11 protein-coding genes are annotated in these 19944 nt (G+C 69.0%); 4 read left to right on the forward strand and 7 right to left on the reverse strand.

The features are described 5' to 3' along the window. Positions 1-107: 107 nt before the first annotated feature. Positions 108-1877: an SLC13 family permease gene (locus tag Sa4125_RS22800; RefSeq protein WP_224002018.1), complete on the reverse strand. Its 1770-nt coding sequence runs from the start codon at positions 1875-1877 to the stop codon at positions 108-110. 140 nt (positions 1878-2017) lie between these two features. Between Sa4125_RS22800 and Sa4125_RS22805 the strand changes: the two genes are divergently transcribed. Further along, positions 2018-3811 (forward strand): chloride channel protein, encoded by a 1794-nt coding sequence (locus Sa4125_RS22805; RefSeq protein WP_224002020.1) that lies wholly within the window; start codon positions 2018-2020, stop codon positions 3809-3811. Between the two features lie 30 nt (positions 3812-3841). Here the strand turns inward: Sa4125_RS22805 and Sa4125_RS22810 are convergent, their stop codons facing one another. Beyond that, positions 3842-5806, reverse strand: coding sequence for an EAL domain-containing protein (locus tag Sa4125_RS22810; protein ID WP_224002022.1), 1965 nt, complete (start codon positions 5804-5806; stop codon positions 3842-3844). A 159-nt stretch (positions 5807-5965) separates the two neighbouring features. After that, a complete protein-coding gene (locus tag Sa4125_RS22815) occupies positions 5966-7009 on the reverse strand; it encodes an aldo/keto reductase (protein WP_224002024.1) in 1044 nt (347 codons plus the stop codon). Positions 7010-7371: 362 nt separating this feature from the next. Here Sa4125_RS22815 and Sa4125_RS22820 point away from each other — a divergent pair, with 362 nt between their 5' ends. After that, a complete protein-coding gene (locus Sa4125_RS22820; protein WP_224002026.1) occupies positions 7372-8985 on the forward strand; it encodes a BCCT family transporter in 1614 nt (537 codons plus the stop codon). Positions 8986-9123: 138 nt separating this feature from the next. On the opposite strand, the gene Sa4125_RS22825 is transcribed toward Sa4125_RS22820, so the two are convergent. Beyond that, positions 9124-10410 (reverse strand): DUF3422 domain-containing protein, encoded by a 1287-nt coding sequence (locus Sa4125_RS22825; RefSeq protein ID WP_224002028.1) that lies wholly within the window; start codon positions 10408-10410, stop codon positions 9124-9126. A 310-nt stretch (positions 10411-10720) separates the two neighbouring features. Here Sa4125_RS22825 and Sa4125_RS22830 point away from each other — a divergent pair, with 310 nt between their 5' ends. Both Sa4125_RS22830 and denD read left to right on the forward strand, forming a co-directional pair. Continuing rightward, entirely contained in the window at positions 10721-11473 is a 753-nt protein-coding gene (locus Sa4125_RS22830; RefSeq protein ID WP_224002031.1) for an SDR family oxidoreductase, read from the forward strand. 119 nt (positions 11474-11592) lie between these two features. Then, positions 11593-12573 carry a D-erythronate dehydrogenase gene (gene denD, locus Sa4125_RS22835; protein ID WP_224002033.1) on the forward strand — a complete coding sequence of 327 codons (981 nt, stop codon included), beginning with the start codon at positions 11593-11595 and terminating at the stop codon, positions 12571-12573. Positions 12574-12717: 144 nt separating this feature from the next. On the opposite strand, the gene trxA is transcribed toward denD, so the two are convergent. The 3 genes from trxA to addB are packed head-to-tail and all read right to left on the reverse strand — an operon-like array spanning position 12718 to position 19910. After that, positions 12718-13038, reverse strand: coding sequence for a thioredoxin (trxA, locus tag Sa4125_RS22840; RefSeq protein ID WP_224002035.1), 321 nt, complete (start codon positions 13036-13038; stop codon positions 12718-12720). A gap of 54 nt (positions 13039-13092) precedes the next feature. Further along, the gene (addA, locus tag Sa4125_RS22845) at positions 13093-16776 is read right to left on the reverse strand and encodes a double-strand break repair helicase AddA (RefSeq protein ID WP_224002038.1); all 3684 of its coding nucleotides are present in this window, start codon (positions 16774-16776) and stop codon (positions 13093-13095) included. Beyond that, positions 16773-19910 (reverse strand): double-strand break repair protein AddB, encoded by a 3138-nt coding sequence (gene addB / locus Sa4125_RS22850; protein WP_224002040.1) that lies wholly within the window; start codon positions 19908-19910, stop codon positions 16773-16775. Before addB ends, addA begins: the two co-directional genes overlap by 4 nt. Between the last annotated feature and the right edge of the window lie 34 nt (positions 19911-19944).

A 19944-nucleotide genomic window follows, 5' to 3' on the forward strand; every position in this document is an offset into this window, starting at 1 on the left:
TCGTTTCGTCGGGGAGTTCCCTGCCAGATCAGGACGGTGCCCATCTGTAAAGCCGCACGAGGCCTTCGGCGGATCGAAACCTTCCGCCGGCAACCCGAACTCTCCGCCTACTGGATCGGCCAGACCAGCATCAGCGCAGGGACGGCGACGAGAACCACGAGGATCGACAGGGGCAGGCCGAGGCGGGAGTAGTCGGCAAAGCGGTAGCCGCCGGGTCCCATCACCAGCGTGTTGCACTGGTGGCCGATGGGGGTGAGGAAATCGCAACCCGCGCCGATCGCGATCGCCATGAGGAAGGCGTCCGGGCGGTAGCCGAGCTGCGAGGCGAAGGTCGCGGCGATCGGCGCCATCACGAGCACGGTCGCGGCATTGTTGAGGAAGGGTGTCACGGCCATCGCCACGACCATGATCAGGGCGAGCGCGCCATAGGAGGGCAGGGAATGGGCGACCATCGACAGCCAGCCGGCGATGAGGTCGGTGCCGCCGGTCGTGCGCAGCGCGTCGCTGACGGGAATGAGCGCTGCCAGCATCAGGAGGATCGGGGCGTCGAGGGCGCCGTAGACCTCGCGCGTCGGAATGGCTTTCGCCACCACCATCAGGACTGCCGCGGCGAAGAAGGCGGCGGCGATCGGCACGAGCCCGGAGGCGGTCGACGCCATTGCCACGCCGAGGATGATCAGCGGCACGATTCCCTTGCGGACATTGCCGAGCCGCAGCTTGCGCTCGGCCAGCGGCAGGCAGTCCCAGGCGCGCAGGAGATCCGGCAGACGGTCGATCTCGCCCTGCAGCACGAGGACGTCGCCCATTTCGAAGACGATTTCGCTGAGCCGCTCGGTGAAGCGCTTGTCGCGCCGGCTGACGGCGAGCAGCGTCAGGCCGCTGCGGTGGAAGAGGGCGAGGGTGCGGGCGCTGCGGCCGATGAAGCCCGAGTTCTGGCCGACGATTGCCTCCACCGTACCGAGATCGCCCGAGGCGCGCACAGCCGATTGCCGCTCGTCCATGGCCAGGACGCCCTGCGCCACAAGCTTGTCCAGCGCGTCGGGGTCGCCCTCGATCAGGAGCACGTCGTCGGCCTGCAGCACGGTGTCGGGAAGAGGCGTCCGGCGCTGGCCCGAGGGGCTGAGGATCGCCGTCACCGTGGCGCCGCCGCCGCCGAGCTTGCGCAGGTCCGCCACCGTCTTGCCGACCGAGGAGGATTGTGCGGTCACCGTCGCCTCGGTCATGTAGTTCTTGATGTCGATCGCCGCGTCCATCGCGCCGCCGGCCGCCACGCGCGTCGGCAGCAGCCAGTAGAACAGCGCCAGGAAGATCACGCCGACAAGGGCGAGGATTGCGCCGACGGGCGTGAAGTCGAACATGGTGAAGGGCGTGCCGGTGATCTCGCCGCGCAGCCGCGAGACGATGATGTTCGGCGACGTCCCGATCTGCGTCATCAGGCCGCCGAGGAGCGAGCCGAACGCCATCGGCATCAGGAACATCGAGGGCGTGACGCCCGAGCGCTTGGCCATCTGGAAGGCGATCGGGATCATGATGGCGAGCGCGCCGATGTTCTTCACGAAGGCCGATAGAAGGGTGACGATCGTCACGAGCACGAGAAGCTGGGTCCGCGGCGCGGAGATATCCGGCGCGAAACGCTGCAGCGCGACTTCCATGATGCCCGAGCGCGAGATCGCCGAGCTGACGACGAGGGCGCTGGCGACGATGATGACGATGTCGTCGGAGAATCCGGAAAAGGCGTTCTCCGGACGCACGATGCCGCAGGCGAGCGCCGCCAGCAGCGCGCTGGCCGCCACCACGTCGTAGCGCCAACGACCCCAGATAAAGGCGCCCACCATGATGGCGACGATCCCGAAGGCCATCATCTGCTGCAGTGTCATGCGTGATTCCTTGAAATGGTCCCGCTCGTAACGCAACGGCGCTGACAAAGCAGCAGGCATCGTGCAGAGAAACTCCGTAGCAGCCCGCCCGGCTGCTTCAGGGGCCGCAGTCGCCCCTCAGACCGGATGAACGTGCCCTGATGGATCACACTACGCCGCCGCCGCCCGCCACCGCCGACGTGGCCATCGTCCAGGCGCCGAGCCGTTTTCGGGCGCTCGTTCGCGGCAACGAGATCGGTCTCGTGCTGGTGGCCGGCGTCGTCGGCGTCCTGTCCGGCCTCCTCGTTATCGCGATGGGTGCGGCCGCGCAACTCCTGCACACCGTGCTGTTCAACCTGTCGGATGGCGAGCATGTCAGCGGCCTCGACAGGCTCTCCTCACCCTGGCTGGTCCTCGTGCCCATCGCCGGCGGTGGGGTCCTCGGACTCCATCTCTATTTCCTGTCGCGCCGCAAGACACGGCCCATGGTCGATCCGATCGAGGCCAATGCCCTGCATGGCGGGCGGATGTCGATCCGCGACAGCATCACCGTGGTGATCCAGAACCTCATTTCGAACGGTTTCGGCGCCTCCGTCGGTCTGGAGGCGGCCTATACGCAGATCTCCGCCGGAATCGCCTCGCGCATCGGCGTCGCCTTCGAGATGCGCCGCGGCGATCTGAGGACGCTCGTCGGCTGCGGCGCCGCGGCGGCGATCGCGGCCGCCTTCAACGCGCCCCTGACCGGCGCCTTCTACGCCTTCGAGCTGATCATCGGCGCCTATTCGATCGCGACGCTCGCCCCCGTCGTCGTCGCGGCCCTCGGCGGCGCCTTCGTCACGCGGCTTCTCGTCGGCAACACGCTGCTCATCGACATCGGGACGCCCGGACCGGTCGGCAATGCCGACTATCTCCCCGCGATGGTGCTCGCCATCCTCGCGGCCGGGCTTGGCATCCTGATCATGCAAGGGGTGACGATGATCGAGGCCGGCGTCAGGCGCAGCCGCGTGCCGGTCCCGCTGCGCCCGATCCTCGGCGGCTGCGTCCTGGCGCTCCTCGCCCTCGTGACGCCGCAGGTGCTGTCGTCCGGGCACGGGGCGCTGCATCTCCAGCTCGACCTTCCGATGGCGGCGTCGAGCCTCGTCCTGCTCCTCGCCCTGAAGGCGCTGGCGTCTGCGGTATCGATCGGCAGCGGCTTTCGCGGCGGATTGTTCTTCGCCTCGCTGTTTCTCGGCGCACTCCTCGGCAAGCTCTTTGCCATCTTCAGTCCGATGATCTTCACGGGCGCGTCGCTGACGCCGGTCGTCTACGCCATCGTCGGCATGAGCTCGCTGGCGGTGTCGATCATCGGCGGTCCGTTGACCATGACCTTCCTCGCGCTCGAGGTGACCGGTGACTTTCCGATCACGGCGCTCGTGCTCGTTGCCGTGGTCGCCGCCTCGCTGACGGTGCGCAAGACCTTCGGCTATTCCTTCGCCACCTGGCGCTTCCACCTTCGCGGCGAGAGCATCCGCAGCGCCCACGACGTCGGCTGGATCCGCAACCTGACGGTCGGCCGGATGATGCGGCGCGACGTGCGCACGACGACGATCTCGACGACGCTGCGCACCTTCCAGCGCGACTTTCCACTCGGCTCGACCCAGCGCGTCGTCGTCACCGATGCGGCGGGCGCCTACCTCGGCATGGTCCTCGTTCCCGATGCCTACTCCGCCGTGATCGTCGACCTCGACGCGACGATCGAGGGGCTGCTGCGCTTCCAGGATGCCGTGCTCCTGCCGCAGATGAGCGCGCGCGAGGCCGCCGCCCTCTTCGACCGGTCCGAAAGCGAGGCGCTGGCGGTCGTCGACACTCTCCAGGCGAAGAGCGTCGTCGGCCTTCTCACCGAGAGCCACACCTTGCGGCGCTACAGCGAAGAGCTCGAGCTGCGGCGGCGGGAGGCGGCCGGCGAGGGCACCTGAAGAGGGACGGACGGCGCGGCGAAAGCCGTGTCAGCCCGCGCGGTGCCGATCGGCGCTTTGCGGACCTGCGGCGAACCAGGGGGTGAGCTCGCCGAGCGGCATCGGGCGGCCCATGAGATATCCCTGCACCAGCGTGCAGCCGAGCAGGCGCAGCTGCGCCAGCTGCTCCTCGTTCTCCACGCCCTCGACGATGCATTCGAGGTTCAGCGTTCCGCAAAGGGCGATCATCGCGCCGACGATGTTGCGACCGGAGGGGCTGCCGAGATCGCCGATGAAGCTGCGGTCGAGCTTGACCTTGTCGAAGGCCAGGCGATGCAGGTAGCCGAGGCTGGAATAGCCGGTGCCGAAGTCGTCGAGCGCGATGGAGACGCCGAGCGCCTGCAGCAGGCCGATCGCCCGCCGCGCGGCGTCGAAATCGCGCATCACCGCCGTCTCGGTCAGTTCCAGGCTGATGCGCTTGGGATCGATGCCGCTGTGCCGGATGCTCGCGATGAGGGACAGGACCGTCTCCGGCGAGGTGATGTCGCGCGCCGAGAGGTTGAACGACAGGCCGATCTCCGGCGGCAGCTGGCTGACCTTGGCCAGCGCCTTGCCGAACAGCGTCAGCGTCAGCCGGTGGATGCAGCCGAGACGCTCGGCGACGGCGATGAACTGGTCGGGCGGGACGCGCCCGAGGACCGGGCTCGTCCAGCGGGCGAGGGCCTCGACGGCGACGGGGATGCGCGTCGCCGAATCGACGATCGGCTGGAAGTGGATCTCCATCTCGGCCGCGAAGTCGGCCGCCAGAAGCACCGCCTCGATCTCCCTGTCCGACCGGATCTTCGTCTCGTGTTCGAGCGAGAACAGCATGGCGCGGCCGGGATGCTTCGATTTGGCGTAGTAGAGCGCGTAGTCGCAGCGGTCGAACAGTGCCTGGCGGGTCAAGCCCGCCTCGGGAAACATGGCCATTCCCCCGGAGCAGCCGAGCTTGATCCGACATTCGTCCAGATCGAAGGGCTCGCCGAGGATGTCGCAGAGATGCTGGCCGACGGACTGCGCCCGGGCCAGATCGCCGATCACCGTGAAGCCGAATTCGTCGCCGCCGAGGCGCGACACGGTGACATCGGGGCCGCAGGCGGCCGTGAGCCTCTCGCCCACGGCTGAAAGGATGCGATCGCCCGCCACATGGCCATAGGTGTCGTTCACCGGCTTGAACCGGTCGAGATCGAGCGTGCCGAGGGCAAAGCGACCGCCGGTCTCCCGCGAGGTCTCGATCAGCGTATCGATCAGCGCGAAGAAATGCCGCCGGTTGGGCAGGCCGGTCAGGCTGTCGGTATGGGCGAGACGGGCATTCTCCTCGCTCAGCCGTTCGGCCTCGGCCTGCTTCGAGGCGAGATCGGCCCTGGAATGGATGAGCTGGGCGAAACCCGAGAAACTGTTGAGGAGAACCTTGATCATCACCGCGGTGACCAATGCGATGTCGAGCGCAATGGCGAGGAAGACGGTGTCTCCCTCGGCGAGATAGTGGATGAGATAGGGAACCGTGACGGTCGCGGTGACGATGAGGGCCGCTTGCGGCAGCGGCATGAGGCAGAAGATGCAGCCGATGACCGTGATGGCGATGAACAGGGCGACATGGCCCCGTTCGAGGGGGCCTCCGTAGCTGTCGAGCGCCAGTGCCCAGGAGACGAAGGCGATCGAGATCACCGCTGCGAGCATCACCGTCCGCTGCAGCTGGAAGACGGCGGCATCGGCCTCGATCGTCTGGTGGCGCTGGCGGAACCAGGTGAGGGCGCGAATGACGCAAACGACCAGAAGGACGGAAGGGACCGCAACGGTCAGCCACCAGGGTGCGAAGGCCAGATGCGTGTAGGAAAGGGCCCCCGCGTTGACGACGAGAAGGGCGTACATCAGCGGGATCTGGCGTTGCAGCGCCACCGCCTGCGCCATCGCGAGGTTTCGGTCGCTGAAGTCGAGCCCCAGAAGGGCGACGAGTGAAGCCAGTGGTCTGTTCATCACGATGCCCCGATCGCCCGCACGATGACCCCGGAACCTTAATTGGCGGCTAATTCGTCACCCCCATTCTTGAGGGGTGAGGCATGCCGGCGCCATGACGGTCGACGGAAATCGCCGGACGCCCGGATTGGACGAGCGGCGCCCCGGCCCGGCCCTGCCCTACATCGGGATCGGGTACCGGCGATGGACTGCCGCGATGTCGTCCATCACCGCCTCGTCGAGGGTCACCTCGGCGGCCGCAATATCGCTGACGAGCTGTTCCATCGTGGTCGCGCCGATGATCACCGAGGTCATGAACGGCCGGGTGAGGCAGAAGGCGAGCGCCATCTGGTTCGGCTGAAGGGCGTGCCGGCGGGCCACGTCCGCATAGGCATCGGCGACGGAAACCGCACTGTCGGTGTGGCGTCCGCCAAGGCCCTTGTTGATGCTGCCGCGCGAGCCCTCGGGGATCGCGCCGCCGCCGTACTTGCCGGTGAGAAGGCCTGCGGCGAGCGGCGAATAGGCGAGGAGGCCGACGTCCTCGTTCAGGGAAAGCTCGGCCCAGTCGAGATCGAAGATGCGGTGCATCAGGCTGTATTCGTTCTGGATCGAGGCGATGCGGGGCAGGCCGGCCTTCTCGGCGATGGCGAGGAACTGCGCCGTTCCCCAGACCGTCTCGTTGGACAGGCCGACATGCAGGAGCTTGCCCTCCTTCACGAGCGCGCCGAGCGCTTCCAGCACCTCGGCCATGTTCTCCCGCTCTCCCGCCGGATCCTGGCCGCTCGGATCGTAGGTCCAGGTCTTGCGGAAATGGTAGGAGCCGCGATTTGGCCAGTGCAGCTGGTAGAGGTCGATCCGGTCGGTGGCGAGGCGCTGCAGGCTGTCCTCGACGGCGATGCGGATACCGGCCGCGGTGATCGGACCGCCGTCGCGGATCTTGTCGTTGCCCTGGCCGGCGATCTTCGTCGCAAGGATGACGGCATCGCGCTTGCCGGAGGCCTTCAGCCAGCTGCCGATGATCTCCTCCGTGCGCCCCATGGTCTCCTTCACCATGGGCGTCGTCGGATAGGCCTCGGCGGTGTCGATGAAATTGACGCCCTGGTCGAGGGCGTAGTCCATCTGCGCGTGGCCCTCCGCCTCGCTGTTCTGGCTGCCCCAGGTCATCGATCCCAGGCAGATTTCGCTGACGTTCAGGCCGGTGCGGCCGAGCGGGCGGGTTTTCATGACGACGATCCTGCTTGTGGAAGGGTTGCCTTTACCTAGCCGGCGCTGCCGAAACCGCAAGCCCACTTGCATCCCGCACATGGGGTCGTTCCGCCGACATTGGCCATTGCGGCTGAATTGCGGTATCTTCCGCACAAGATTGTGACTCCGCTAAGCTTCCTGCCGATATCGGCGGCGCAGCACGACACCCCGTGTGACGATCGGGCCGTGCTGCCGGCCAAGTTTTGTCGTCGGCAGTGGCGTTCCCCGCAGAGGCCAGTTTCCCCGCTGCGGAAAAGCCGATGTGCTTTTCGTGCGCAGACGGCGAACAGCCTGACACCAACCGGATCCAGCAGATCCACGAATGGAAAGATCCCGACGTTTTGACAGATGACCCCCTAGCGGCCCCCGACCCATCCATCTCCGACTACGAAGTCGGCCAGGACAATGTTCAAAAGTTCGGGCTCGATTTCCACAACCCGGTCTTCGGTATCTCGGCCGCGGTGGTCATCGTTTTCGTCGCCGCGACGCTGTTGATGCCCGGCCTGTCGGAGGAGTTCTTCGGCTGGCTGCGGCCGGCGCTGACGGCGCAGTTCGACTGGTTCTTCATGCTGGCGGCTAACGTCTTCGTGCTGTTCTGCCTGTTCCTGATCGTCAGCCCCTTCGGCAAGATCCGACTCGGCGGCAAGCTTGCCACGCCCGAATACAGCTATGTTTCCTGGCTCTCGATGCTGTTTGCCGCGGGCATGGGCATCGGCCTGATGTTCTACGGCGTCTCCGAGCCGATGTCGCATTATGCCAGCTCGATGGCCGACATCGCCGGAAGCCCCGAAAGCTGGGCGCCGCTCGCCGGCGCGCCCGGCGACGCAGAGGCCGCGCGCCGGCTTGGCATGGCCGCGACGATCTTTCACTGGGGCCTGCACCCCTGGGCGATCTACGCCATCGTCGGCCTGGCGCTGGCCTTCTTCAGCTACAACTGGGGCCTGCCGCTGACCATCCGCTCGGCCTTCTATCCCATCCTGGGCGACAGGGTCTGGGGCTGGCCGGGGCATGTCGTCGACACGCTCGCCGTGTTCGCGACGCTGTTCGGCCTCGCCACCTCGCTCGGCTTCGGCGCCGAGCAGGCGATCGCCGGACTGAACTACCTCTTCGGCCTGCCGGACACGGCGCTCAGCCGCGTCGTCCTGATCGCCGTCATCACCGGCGTCGCCCTGCTTTCGGTCGTGGCCGGGCTGGACGCGGGTGTTCGCCGGCTGTCGGAGCTCAATATGGGCCTCGCCTTCCTGCTGCTCGCCTTCGTCTTCCTTGTCGGCCCGACCATGACCATCCTGTCGGGCATCTTCCACAACACCGTCGCCTATCTCGCCGACATCGTGCCGCTGTCCAACCCGTTCGGGCGCAGCGACGACAATTTCCGCACGGGCTGGACGACCTTCTACTGGGCCTGGTGGATGTCCTGGTCGCCCTTCGTCGGCATGTTCATCGCCCGCGTCTCCCGCGGCCGGACGATCCGGGAATTCCTCACCTGCGTCCTGATTGTCCCGACCCTCGTCTCGATCGTCTGGATGTCGGTGTTCGGCGAGACGGCGATCTTCGAGACGATCGCCGGGTTCACCGGCGTCGCCGATGCGGACCTGCCGCTGCAGCTCTTCGTCATGCTCGGCCAGCTGCCGCTGTCGGCGATCACCTCGGTCATCGGCATCGTGCTGGTCATCGTCTTCTTCGTGACGTCGTCGGATTCGGGCTCGCTGGTGATCGACACCATCACCGCCGGCGGCAAGACCGACTCGCCGGTGCCGCAGCGGGTGTTCTGGGCCGTCTTCGAAGGCCTCGTCGCCATCGCGCTGCTGCTCGGCGGCGGGCTCGCCTCGCTGCAGGCGGCGGCGATCGCCACCGGCTTTCCCTTCGCCTTCCTGCTGCTGGCGCTCTGTCTGGGAACGCTGATGGGCCTCCGGCGCGAACTGAAGTCGCCCTTTCTCGAGACCGCGCAGACCTGACCGTCCAGGACGGCTCGAACGAACGAAACGCGCGGCGGCGGGGCGACCCGCCGCCGTTCTTCGTTTGGCATTCTTCGGCGGGGCGACCCGCCGCCGCTTGTCGTCTTGCGCTCTTTGTCTGGCGTTCTTCGTTCCGGGCTATTCGGCGTCGCGGGCGACGGAGCGGCGGATGCGGCGCACGCCCAGAAAGGCCAGAAGCGCCACCACCGGGATGGCGAGCGCCTCGATCAGCTTCGGCTGCAGGTGCAGGCCGCTGACCTCCAGTCCCTCGGCGAGATGACCGACGAGGGAGACGACGTAATAGGTGACGGCGGCGACCGACAGGCCCTCGACCGTCTCCTGCAGGCGCAGTTGCAGGCGCGCGCGGCGGTCCATGGATTCGAGCAGCACCTGGCTCTGTCCCTGGCGGGCGATCTCGACGCGCGTCGACAGGAGTTGCGAGGCATGGGCGACGCGCTGCGACAGCGAGGCCTGGCGCGAGGCGACCGCCTGGCAGGTCTGCATCGCCGGCGTCAGGCGTCGTTCGAGAAACTCCTCCACGGTCTGCAGGCCGGGCAGGCGCGTCTCGCGCAATTCGGCGATGCGTCGCTGCACGAGGGCATAGTAGGCGGCCGAGGCGCCGAAGCGGAACAGCGTGTCGGTATGGCGGCTCTCGATCTCGGCTTCGAGCGTCGTCAGCCGGTCGAGCAGCGCCGCTTCGTCGGCGACGCCGCGCCCGGCCAGCGCCGAGGCGATGGCGGCGAGTTCGCGCTCGGATTCCGTCAACGCGCCGCCGAGCGCGCGGGCGACCGGCAGCGCCAGGAGTGCCATCATCCGGTAGGTGTCGATTTCGAGAAGGCGCTGGATCATCCGTCCGGCCTGACGCGGGGTGAGGCTCCGGTCCTCGACGATAAACCGGCTGAACCCGTCCGCATGGACGCGAAAATCGGTCACCGCCAGCGCGGCGCCGCCGCCGACGCCGCCCCCGATCAAGACGTTGCCGCCGAAATGCCGGGCCGACAGCGCCTCGAAATCGGGCGCCGCCGATGCCTCCGGCAGGAAGGCGACATGCGCGGCGACGATGATCTCGCCCGACAGCGCGGCGCGCCAGTCGGCCGGCACGAGATCGATCGCGGTGTGCTCGAAGCCGTCGCCAGCAAGGTCCTTTGCCATGAAGGTGTAGCGGCTGAACTCGGTGTGACGCTCCCACTTCACCCGGAACGCGCCGAGATCGGCGCTGTAATGGTTGGCGCCCGGCAGGGGTGGCGCCGCGCCGAAACGGGCGGCGAGCGCGGCGATCTCCGCGCTCTGGCGGTCGTGCCCGCCCGCCTCGGAGGTCAACGCCAGGAAGGACAGGCGCAGCGGCGCCTCCAGGGCCTCGGGCGGACGCGCATGGATTTCGTCGTTCAGCGTCAGGCGCTGGGGATGATTGCGCGGCAGTGTCATGTCCAGTTTCCACCCTGTTGCCGGCGATCCGCCCGAGCGACTTTGAACGAAGCACTTCATCGATCACGCACCGACCGCATCGACCCGGCAAAGCCGATCGCCCGGCGCCGAAGATCGGCGAGATCGGCGGATATGTCGAGGCGGAACCGCACGTCCCGCGGGAGAGCGCCCGGCGCGCCCGCCGCGTCTTCCCGACCGGGCCATAGCACATGCTGCGGGCGGGAACTGGCATCCCCGGGCGTATGATGTATAGGTCGGTGAAAAGACGGGTGGCAGCGCTGCCATTCCAGGGGTGAAAGGGGAGGACGGCATGGCGGGACGGCTCGAGGGAAAGATCGCGGTCTGCACGGCGGCGGGGCAGGGCATCGGACGACGGGTTGCGGAGGTGTTTCTCGCCGAGGGCGCGACCGTCCACGCCTCCGATCTCGACGCCGCAAAGCTCGCCGGACTGGGCGACTTCGGCACGGTCCATGTGGCCGGGCTCGACGTCACGGACGGCCCGGCGGTGGCGGCCTATGCGGCGGGACTGCCGACGCCGGACATCCTCTTCAACTGCGCCGGCTACGTCCATCACGGCACCATCCTCGACTGCGAGGAGAAGGACTGGGAGTTTTCCTTCGACCTCAACGTCAAGGCGATGCACCGGCTGATCAGGGGCCTGTTGCCGCGCATGCTGGAAAACGGCGGCGGCTCCATCGTCAACATGGCCTCGGCCGCCTCCTCGCTGAAGGCCGCGCCCAACCGCTATGTCTACGGCGCGTCGAAGGCCGCCGTGCTCGGGCTCACCAAATCCATCGCCGTCGACTTCGTCGGCCGCGGCATCCGCTGCAACGCCATCTGTCCCGGCACGATCGAATCGCCCTCGCTGCAGCAGCGGATCGATACGCTCGGGCAACAGGTCGGCGGACGCGACAAGGCGGAGGAGATGTTCATCTCGCGCCAGCCGATGGGCCGGCTCGGCAGGCCCGACGAGATCGCCATGCTCGCGCTCTATCTCGCCTCGGACGAATCGTCCTTCACGACAGGCACGCTGCAGCTCATCGACGGCGGCTGGTCGCTCTGATCCAGTCCCGCCACCCGCCGCTCCGGCGGCACTAGAACCGCGGACAGCGGCTCGCCGGCCATGATCGGCAGCCGCAACGGCCATCCCCGGCGAAGGCCTGTCCGCCCAAAGGAGGAAACATGCGCATTCTCATTCTCGGAGCCGCCGGCATGGTCGGCCACCGCCTGGTCGACCGGCTCGTCGCCGAGGGCCAGATCGCCGGACGGACGATCGCAACGCTCGACCTCTTCGACGTCGTCGAGCCCAGCGCCGGCCAGGGCGCACAAGGCATCGCCATCCACCGCCGCGCCGGCGACATCGCCGACCAGGCCACCGTCGCCAGCCTCGTGGCCGAGAAGCCCGACCTCATCTTCCATCTCGCCGCGATCGTCTCGGGCGAGGCGGAGGCCGATTTCGACAAGGGCTACCGCATCAACCTCGACGGCATGAAGTACCTCCTCGAGGCGATCCGCGCCCATGGTGACGGCTACCTGCCGCGGCTCGTCTTCACCTCGTCGATCGCCGTCTTCGGCGCTCCTTTCGAGGACAAGATCTCCGACACCTTCCTGATGGCGCCGCTGACCAGCTACGGCACGCAGAAGGCGATCTGCGAACTGTTGCTCGCCGACTACTCGCGCAAGGGCTTCGTCGACGGCGTCGGCATCCGCCTGCCGACCATCGTGGTCAGGCCCGGCAAGCCGAACAAGGCGGCCTCGTCCTTCTTCTCGGGCATCATCCGCGAGCCGCTGGCCGGCCAGGAGGCGATCCTTCCCGTCGGCGACGACGTGCGCCACTGGATGACGAGCCCGGCCTCGGCCGTCGGCTTCCTGATGCACGCCGCCCAGATGGACACGTCCGAGCTCGGCGCCCGCCGCTCGCTGACCATGCCGGGCCTCTCGATCACCGTCGCCGAAATGGTTGCGACGCTGCGCGACGTCGCCGGCGACGCGGTGGCCGACCGGGTGAAGAAGGTGCCGGACGCGACCATCCAGGGCATCGTCGCCGGCTGGGCGCGCGATTTCGATCCGGCGCGGGCAACGGAGTTCGGCTTTACCGCCGACAGCGATTTCGCCGACATCATCCGCCAGCACATCGCCGACGAGGCCAAGAAAGTGGGCTGATACTGGCCGGGCTCGCGTCCCTCGGTCGAGGGCCCGGCAACCGGGACTGAGCTGAGGGCAACAAAAAGCCCGGGCGCCGGGCCCGGGCTGATTCACGTGAAACAGGTCGCTATATCGACGCTTCGCGAACGCGCCGGATGCGTACTACGCTGCTGCGTTCTTGATCCAGTCGACGAGCTTCGACTTCGCGGCCGCGCCGACCTGGACGGAGGCGGGCTCGCCATTCTTGAACAGCATCAGCGTCGGGATCGAGCGCACGCCGAACTGCGCGGCGATATCGGGATTCTCGTCGATGTTCACCTTGACGATGTCGACGCCGTCCATCTCTTCGGAGATCTCCTCCAGGCTCGGACCGATCATCTTGCACGGGCCGCACCACTCCGCCCAGAAGTCGACGACCACCGGATTGGCCGCGTCCAGAACGTGGGACTTGAAGTTGCTGCTGTCGATCTTGGTCGTGGCCATGGAGGGCTCCTCGATGTTGGCTCGTGTGATAGCTAGAAGTGTGCGCCTGCGAAATCAAGCGGCGTGCGGGTTCGGTTCACGGGGTGTTCGCTTTTCGGCGACAGTCGACCGCCGCTCCAGGGCCGCATCGAGAACATCAGGCGGAACGTCGATGAGAACGGGCGCCTCGGTGAAGAGCAGACCAGCGCGCACCTCCCGGTCGGGATAGAGGGGCTGAAGGAGGGCGCGGTAGAGCGCCAGCTGCAGCACATAGGCCGGCGGCACGGCGTCGAGGTTTTCGGGCGCGGGACGGTTGGTCTTGAAGTCGATGATGCGCACCGCGTCGTCCGACACCGCCAGCCGGTCGATCGTGCCGGTGACGGAATAGGCCTGCCCGCCGAGCGTCAGCGTGCCGGTGACGGCGACCTCCGCCCGGCTTCCCCCGGCAAAGATCGGGGAGAATTCGGGATCGCCGAGGACCGCGAGGACGCTGTCCAGCGCCTGCGCCCGGACGGCCGGCGGCATGTCCGCGGCCGCGCTGGCGAGATAGCGCTCGGCCGCCGCCGCCCGCTCCTCGGCGCCAAGATCGGGCAGCACCTGCAGCAGGCGGTGGATGGCAAGGCCCCGGCGGATGGCGAGGGACGGGTTGCCGGAACCGGCCAGAACCGGCGAGACGAAACCCGTGGCGGGCGCTTCGGGCGCTGGGCCGTCCTCCGCCTCGATCCGGTGGGCCTCCCCTGCCGAGGACGGCGACAACGGCCGCAGCGCCAGCACTTCGGGCGGCAGGATCGACAGGTCGACGGGCCGCAGGACAGCTTCCGGCGAAAGGGCGGCGGTGGCGGGCTTATCGTGCGAAGCCGGCGTGCCCGTACCTGGCGAACTGGTGCCTGGCGAACCGGCGCCGAGCGAGCCCGTGCGCCAGCCGACGACGTTGCCGTCCGCGTCCGCGATTTCCATGGCATCAGGGCGCAGCGTCGCCTCGACGCGCTGCAGCCAGCTCTCCTCGTGCGGGCCGCGGGTCCCGGATGTACCGCAGATCACCAGCCGGTCGGCGGCGCGGGTCATGCCGACATAGAGCAGCCGCCGGTATTCCTCGCCGGCCAGGCGTTTTTCCTCCTCCTTCAGCGCGGCGATGGCGCCGTTCTCCAGACTCTTGTCGGCGCGCCACAGGAAGCCCGGTGCTTGGCCGGGGGCAAGGCCCGGCATATCGTGCCAGGCCATCAGCCGGGCGCCGTGGGCATGGCTGAAGGGCGCCGAACCGGGATCGACGAGGAAAACGACCGGCGCCTCGAGGCCCTTGGAAGCGTGGACGGTCATGATCCGCACCTCCTCCTTGCCATGCTCCATCTCGCGCTTGATCTCGGGGGGCGCGGCCGCGAGGTCGGCGAGAAAGGCGTCGAGCCCGGGCTGGCCGGCCTCTTCCTCGGCGAGTGCGAGGTCGAGGAAGGCATCGATCACCTCGCCGCTGTCGCGCCCGAGCCGGGCCGCGAGCTGTGCCCGTCCGCCCTCCGGGCCGAGCAGCCGGGCGTAGAAGCCGAAGACGCTCTCGAAGCCGGCGCGGTCGCGCAGCTCCTCCAGCCGGGCGAAGGCGGACTGCGCGCGGGCAATCAGCCCCGCCGCCGAGGCGTCCGGCACGAAATCCGGCAAAAGCGCGAGACCTTCCGGCCCCGCCAGTCGGCGCAGCGCCAGGTAGAGCGGCTCGCCGCCGCCGTCACGCGACAGCGCGAGCGCCATCAGGTCGTCATCGGAAAAGCCGAAGAGCGGGCTCTTCAACACGGCGGCCAGCGACAGCTCGTCCTCGACATTGGCGACGGTGCGCCCGAGCGCCATCAGGTCCTGCACGGCGATGTGGTCGGTGATGACCAGCCGGTCGGCGCCGGCGACAGGGATCTTCTGGTCGCGCAGCGCCTTGCCCATGGCCTCGACGAAGCTCGAACGTTTGCGCACGAGGATCAGCACGTCGCCGGCGGTGATCGCCCGCGTTACGCCCTTCACCGTGATGGGATTGCCGATCCACGCGCCGATCTGGGATGCGATGCGCCGGGCGAGCCGGTTGGCGGGCGAGGCTTCTGGCTCGACGTCGAGCGGCGTCAGCCAGTCCTCGGGCTCGGCCCGCGGCAGCGCCTGCACGACGGGCCAGACCTCGACGAGCCCCGGCTCCTCGCCGCGCGCGGACTCATGCGTCGGCGCGATGTCGTCGAAGGACAGGCCCTGGCGGTTCGCGGGATCGGCGAAGACGCGGTCGACGGCGTCCAGCACGTCGCGCGCCGAGCGAAACGACTGGTGCAGGCGAAGCTCGGCAAAGGCCTGCCGCGCCTCGCCGGCGCGCTGGCCGAGCCGCCGCCGTTCGGCCGAGAACATCGCCGGCGAGGCGCCCTGGAAGGAATAGATCGACTGCTTTTCGTCGCCGACGGCAAACACCGTGCGCGCGACATTGCGGGCGGCGGCACCGGTGAAGAACTCCTCGACCAGCGAGCGCATCACCTGCCACTGCCGCGGGCTCGTGTCCTGTGCCTCGTCGATGAGGACGTGGTCGATGCCCTGGTCGAGCTTGTAGTGGACCCAGTCGGCAGCCGAGGAACGCGACAGGAGGTCGGCAGTCCTGACGATCAGGTCCTCGAAATCGAGCTTGCCACGCCGGCGCTTCAGGCTCGCATAATCCTCCTCCAGCCGGTCGGCGATGACGAGGGCGGCAGCGCTTGCCTCGGCGAGGCGCAGCGTCGTCATCCGGCCCTCGATCGTCTGGATGTGGGCGACAGCCGCGTCCAGACGCTCGGCGAAGTCGGGGAACTTGTCCGCCACCGCCTTGGTCGCCACACTCGACGGCTTGAAGGGCTCGCCCTTCTGCGTCAGGCAGAGCGACTTCAGCACCTCGAGCAGGGCCCCGGGCTCCTGCGCTGCCTCGATCGCGGCGAGGCGCTGCGCGAGCTTCTGGTCCGTCGCCTTGGAACTGGCGGTCGCCAGTGGCGCGAGGCGCGCGCGGAAAGCATCGTCGAAACCGGGAAGGGGCGAGACGGCAGCAAGGATCGTCTCCACCGTCTCGCCGTCGGCAAGCCCCAGCGCCCGGCGCAGCAGCGCGACCGCCGGATCGAGCCCGCCCGCCTCGGTGACGTGGCGGCGGAGCGCGTCGCGCTTGGACACGATCTCGCCGATCAACTGATCCAGGCCGAACTCGCCGCCGACCGACAAAGCGGCCGCGAAAGCCTCGGCGAGCGCGGCGCGTTCCTCGCGGGGCCGATCGATGCTGCCCGATCCCGTGATAAGCAGGCGCCGCGCCTCGGCAAGCAGCAGCGCCGTCGTGGTGCCGTCCATCACCTCGAAATGGCCGGGGACGTTCGCCTCCAGCGGAAACTGGTGGAGGATGGCCTCGCAGAACGCGTGGATCGTCTGGATCTTCAGCCCGCCGGGGGTCTCCAGCGCCTCGGCGAAGAGTTTTCGCGCGTCGGCGATGTCCGCGTCCGAGGGCTTGCGGCCGGTCAGCCGGGTCAGTTCGGCTTCCAGCACGGCGCGCGGCGCGGTCGCCCAGGTGGAGAGGCGCTTGAACACGCGGTTCGCCATCTCGGCGGCGGCGGCCTTGGTATAGGTGAGGCAGAGGATCTTCGAGGGCGGCGCCTTGGCGAGCAGCAGGCGCACGACGCGTTCGGTGAGGACATGCGTCTTGCCGGAGCCGGCATTGGCGGCGACGAAGACCGAGCTTGCCGGGTCGGACGCGCCGCGCTGCGCCTGAAGGGTGCGCTCGGAGACCTGAAACCCGGTCATTCCGTCTCCTCGCCGCTGTCGACGCCGACCGACCATTCGCGCGCCCGCGCCAGATGGTCGTAGGCGCCGGAATAGTCGCCGGCGAGGAAGGGGCGCGGCCGCGAGACGAAGGGCTGGCCGGGATCGCGGTAGGCCGCGATCAGCTGCCGGAATTTGGCCAGCGCCGCGTCCGACAGGCTGTCGCCCGTGGTCTCGGCGCCGGACTTCTTGTCGACATGGGTCAGCGTCTCGTCATAGAGTTCGCGCTCGCGCAGCCTGACATAGAGAAGGTCGGAGACCGAGACGACCGGTCCCTTCGTCGCCGCGAAGGCGCCGAGACGCACCATCGCCCCCTCCAGCGGCAGCTGAGGTGCCAGAAGCGTGCGCGCCTGCTTCACCGAGGGGCTGGTGCCGGTCTTGAAGTCGATGATCTCGACCGAGCCGTCCTCCATCACGTCGATGCGGTCGGCATAGCCGGACAGCTCGGTGTCGAGGTCAGCGAAGCGCCACGAGCCCCGCGCCTCCTCGAAACGCCGGATAACGCGCGTCCCGCGCGCGCGCTCCCAGTCGACATAGTTCTTCGCCAGCGTCTCCATGCGCGGCCACCAGATCGCCTCGACCTCGGCCGGCAGCTGCTCGGCATCGAATTTTTCCCGCGCGAGCGTCAGCAGCTTTTCCTCGGCCGCGGGGTCGGCGGGGTCGATGCCGCAGGTGACGAAGCCGGCGAGGACGGCGTGGTAGAGATTGCCGCGGTCGGCAGCGCCGGGATCGCGCATCAGCGCCGGCATCGGCTCCAGCCGCAGGATCTTTCTCGCATGGATCGCGTAGGGGTCGCGGATGAGGGTCTCAACCTCGGTGACGGAATAGCGGTTCGGCCGGTCGGCGAGCGGCGGCACTGGCGCCGGGCGCGGGCTGCGCGGCACCTCCGGCAGAAGGTCGAGGCGGCGGGCATGGGCAAGGAAGGCGGCACCCTCCGCCCGCAGCCGCGAAGCGCCCGTCTCCCCCGCCAGCGTCAGCAGCCGCTGCAGCCAGCGCGAGGCGATCGCGGGGGCGCCGCCGGCGCGCTGCGAGCGGGTCATCACCACGCGTCTTGCGCCGAGCGCCTGGGTGAAATCATGGGCGGCAAGGCCGATGCGGCGCTCCGGCGGATCGAGCGCGATCTCCGCGCGCATCAGCCGCGACAGAAAAGCGTCGCTGCCAGCCCGCGCCGGCCAGGTGCCCTCGTTGAGGCCGCCGAGCACCATGGTGTCGACATGCTGCAGCCGCGCCTCCAGCGTTCCCCAGACGAAGGCGCGCGCCGACAGGCCGCCGCGCGGCCGCACCGTCTCGCCCGCCATCAGCGCCGTCATCACGTCGGAGAGTTCGGAGGGCGCGAAGGCAAAGCCGGTGTCCGGGCAGGCGACGAGGCCGGCAAGGAAGGTCGCGAGCGCGGCACCTGCCTCCTCGCGGTAGAGCTCCGAGGCGTCGCCGCCGGGATCGGCAGCGAGGGCTTCCAGCACCTCCGTCACCGCGCGGGCGAAAACGTCGATGGTCGCGGGTGGGGAAGACCGCAATCCGGTCAGCGGCAGGAGGGCTGCCTCCAGCCGGGCGGAGAGCGTGACGGCGAGGTCGCGGTCGGCCGCCGGCACCAGCCGCACGGGCCGGGGAGGAGCCCGCGTCGCGGCGTCCTCCGCCGCCGCGCGCGCCTCGGCGAAGATCGCCGCGAGGCGCGCGGCGTCGGCGATGCCGACGGTACCGCGCAGGCCGATGGTCTCGATCGCGCGCGCGGCGCGGCGCGCCTCGCCCGGCAGGAGGCCGAGCCGCAGCAGCGGGTGCTTCAACAGGCCGACGAGGGCGATCGGGTCGCCCGGCGACAGCGCCGCCTCGACGGCAAGAGTCAGGAGCGTTCCCGGTGCCGTGGCGGCGAGCGGGCGTCCGGCGGAGTCATTGGCCTCGATGCCGAAGCGCTTCAACTCGGCGACGACGCGGCGGGCAAGGCTGCGGTCCGGCGTCGTCAGCGCCACCGTCGTGTCCGGTGCCGACAGCGCGTCGCGCATGGCGATGGCGATGGCGAGCGCCTCCTCGCGCTCGTCGACCGCCTCGACGAGCGCCAGCCCGTCCAGCGCCGCCGGCGGATGACGCGGTGCGGCTCCGTCCGCCTCGCCCCAGGCGTCGGTCGTCTCGGCCGGGCGCAGCGCGTCGGCGACGAAGGCGTCGCGCAGATCGGCGGCCGAGTTTTCCGGCGGCGCGATGTGCTCGACGTTTTCGCGCGGGACGAGGAGCCCGGCAAGAATCTTCTTCAGCCCGAACTGCGGATGGCCGGGGGCGGTGCCCGAGCGGCCGGGCGACCGGGCGATGTCGATGGCGTCGAAGCCGCGCGGCTCCAGATGCCGGTCAAGACCCGGCAGCACGAGCGCGCCGTTTTCCAATTGCGCCACCGCGCGCATCAGGGCGATGGTCGCCGGTGCCGTCGCGGTGGAGCCGGCGACGATGACGGGGCCGGCCGAGCCGAGACTGCGATAGCGCCCGGCCTCGCGCTCGAGGAAGGCGTTGCGCGCGGATGCGGCGTCCACCGCCCCGCGCTCTGCCAACACCGCTGGCCAGCTCTCGGTGAGAATCCGGAGGAAGGTCAGCGTCAGCTGCCACCAGTCGGCGAGGCGGTCGGGGGCAAGCGTCACGAGGGCCGACAGCGTCGCGGCCTCGTTCACCGTCTCGTCGAGGAGCGTCGCGAGATCCCCGGCGAGCCACAGGGCGTCGGCGGCGGACGCCGGCAGGACGACGGCTTCGCCGGCGAGAAGCTCCAGCGCACTGGCGTTGAGGCCGGCCTTCCACTGCCGGACGAAGCGGGCGATCAGCATGCGCCGCTCGAGCGGCGACATCACCGGGACGAGCCCCGCGGCATCGGGCGCGGCAAACAGCGTGGCGTCGTCGTCGTCGTCGTCGCCGATCAGCCGAATGGCGGGGAGGATGGCCGCCTTGCCGCCGAGCGCGCGGGCGAATTCCGCGCCGAGGCTGCGGGCGGCGCGGCGTGATGGCACGAAGAGGGTGATGCCGGCCAGCGCCAGCGGATCCTGCGCGGAACGCGTGCCGCGCAGCACCCGGCCGTCCAGCACCGCCTCGGCCAGGGTCCTCAGGAAGGGCAGGCCGGGAGCGATGGAAAGGACATTGGCGCGCATGCCTTACGGTCTACACGCCGCCGCCGTGATTCGC

This window comes from Aureimonas sp. SA4125 (assembly GCF_019973775.1).
GTDB lineage: Bacteria > Pseudomonadota > Alphaproteobacteria > Rhizobiales > Rhizobiaceae > Plantimonas.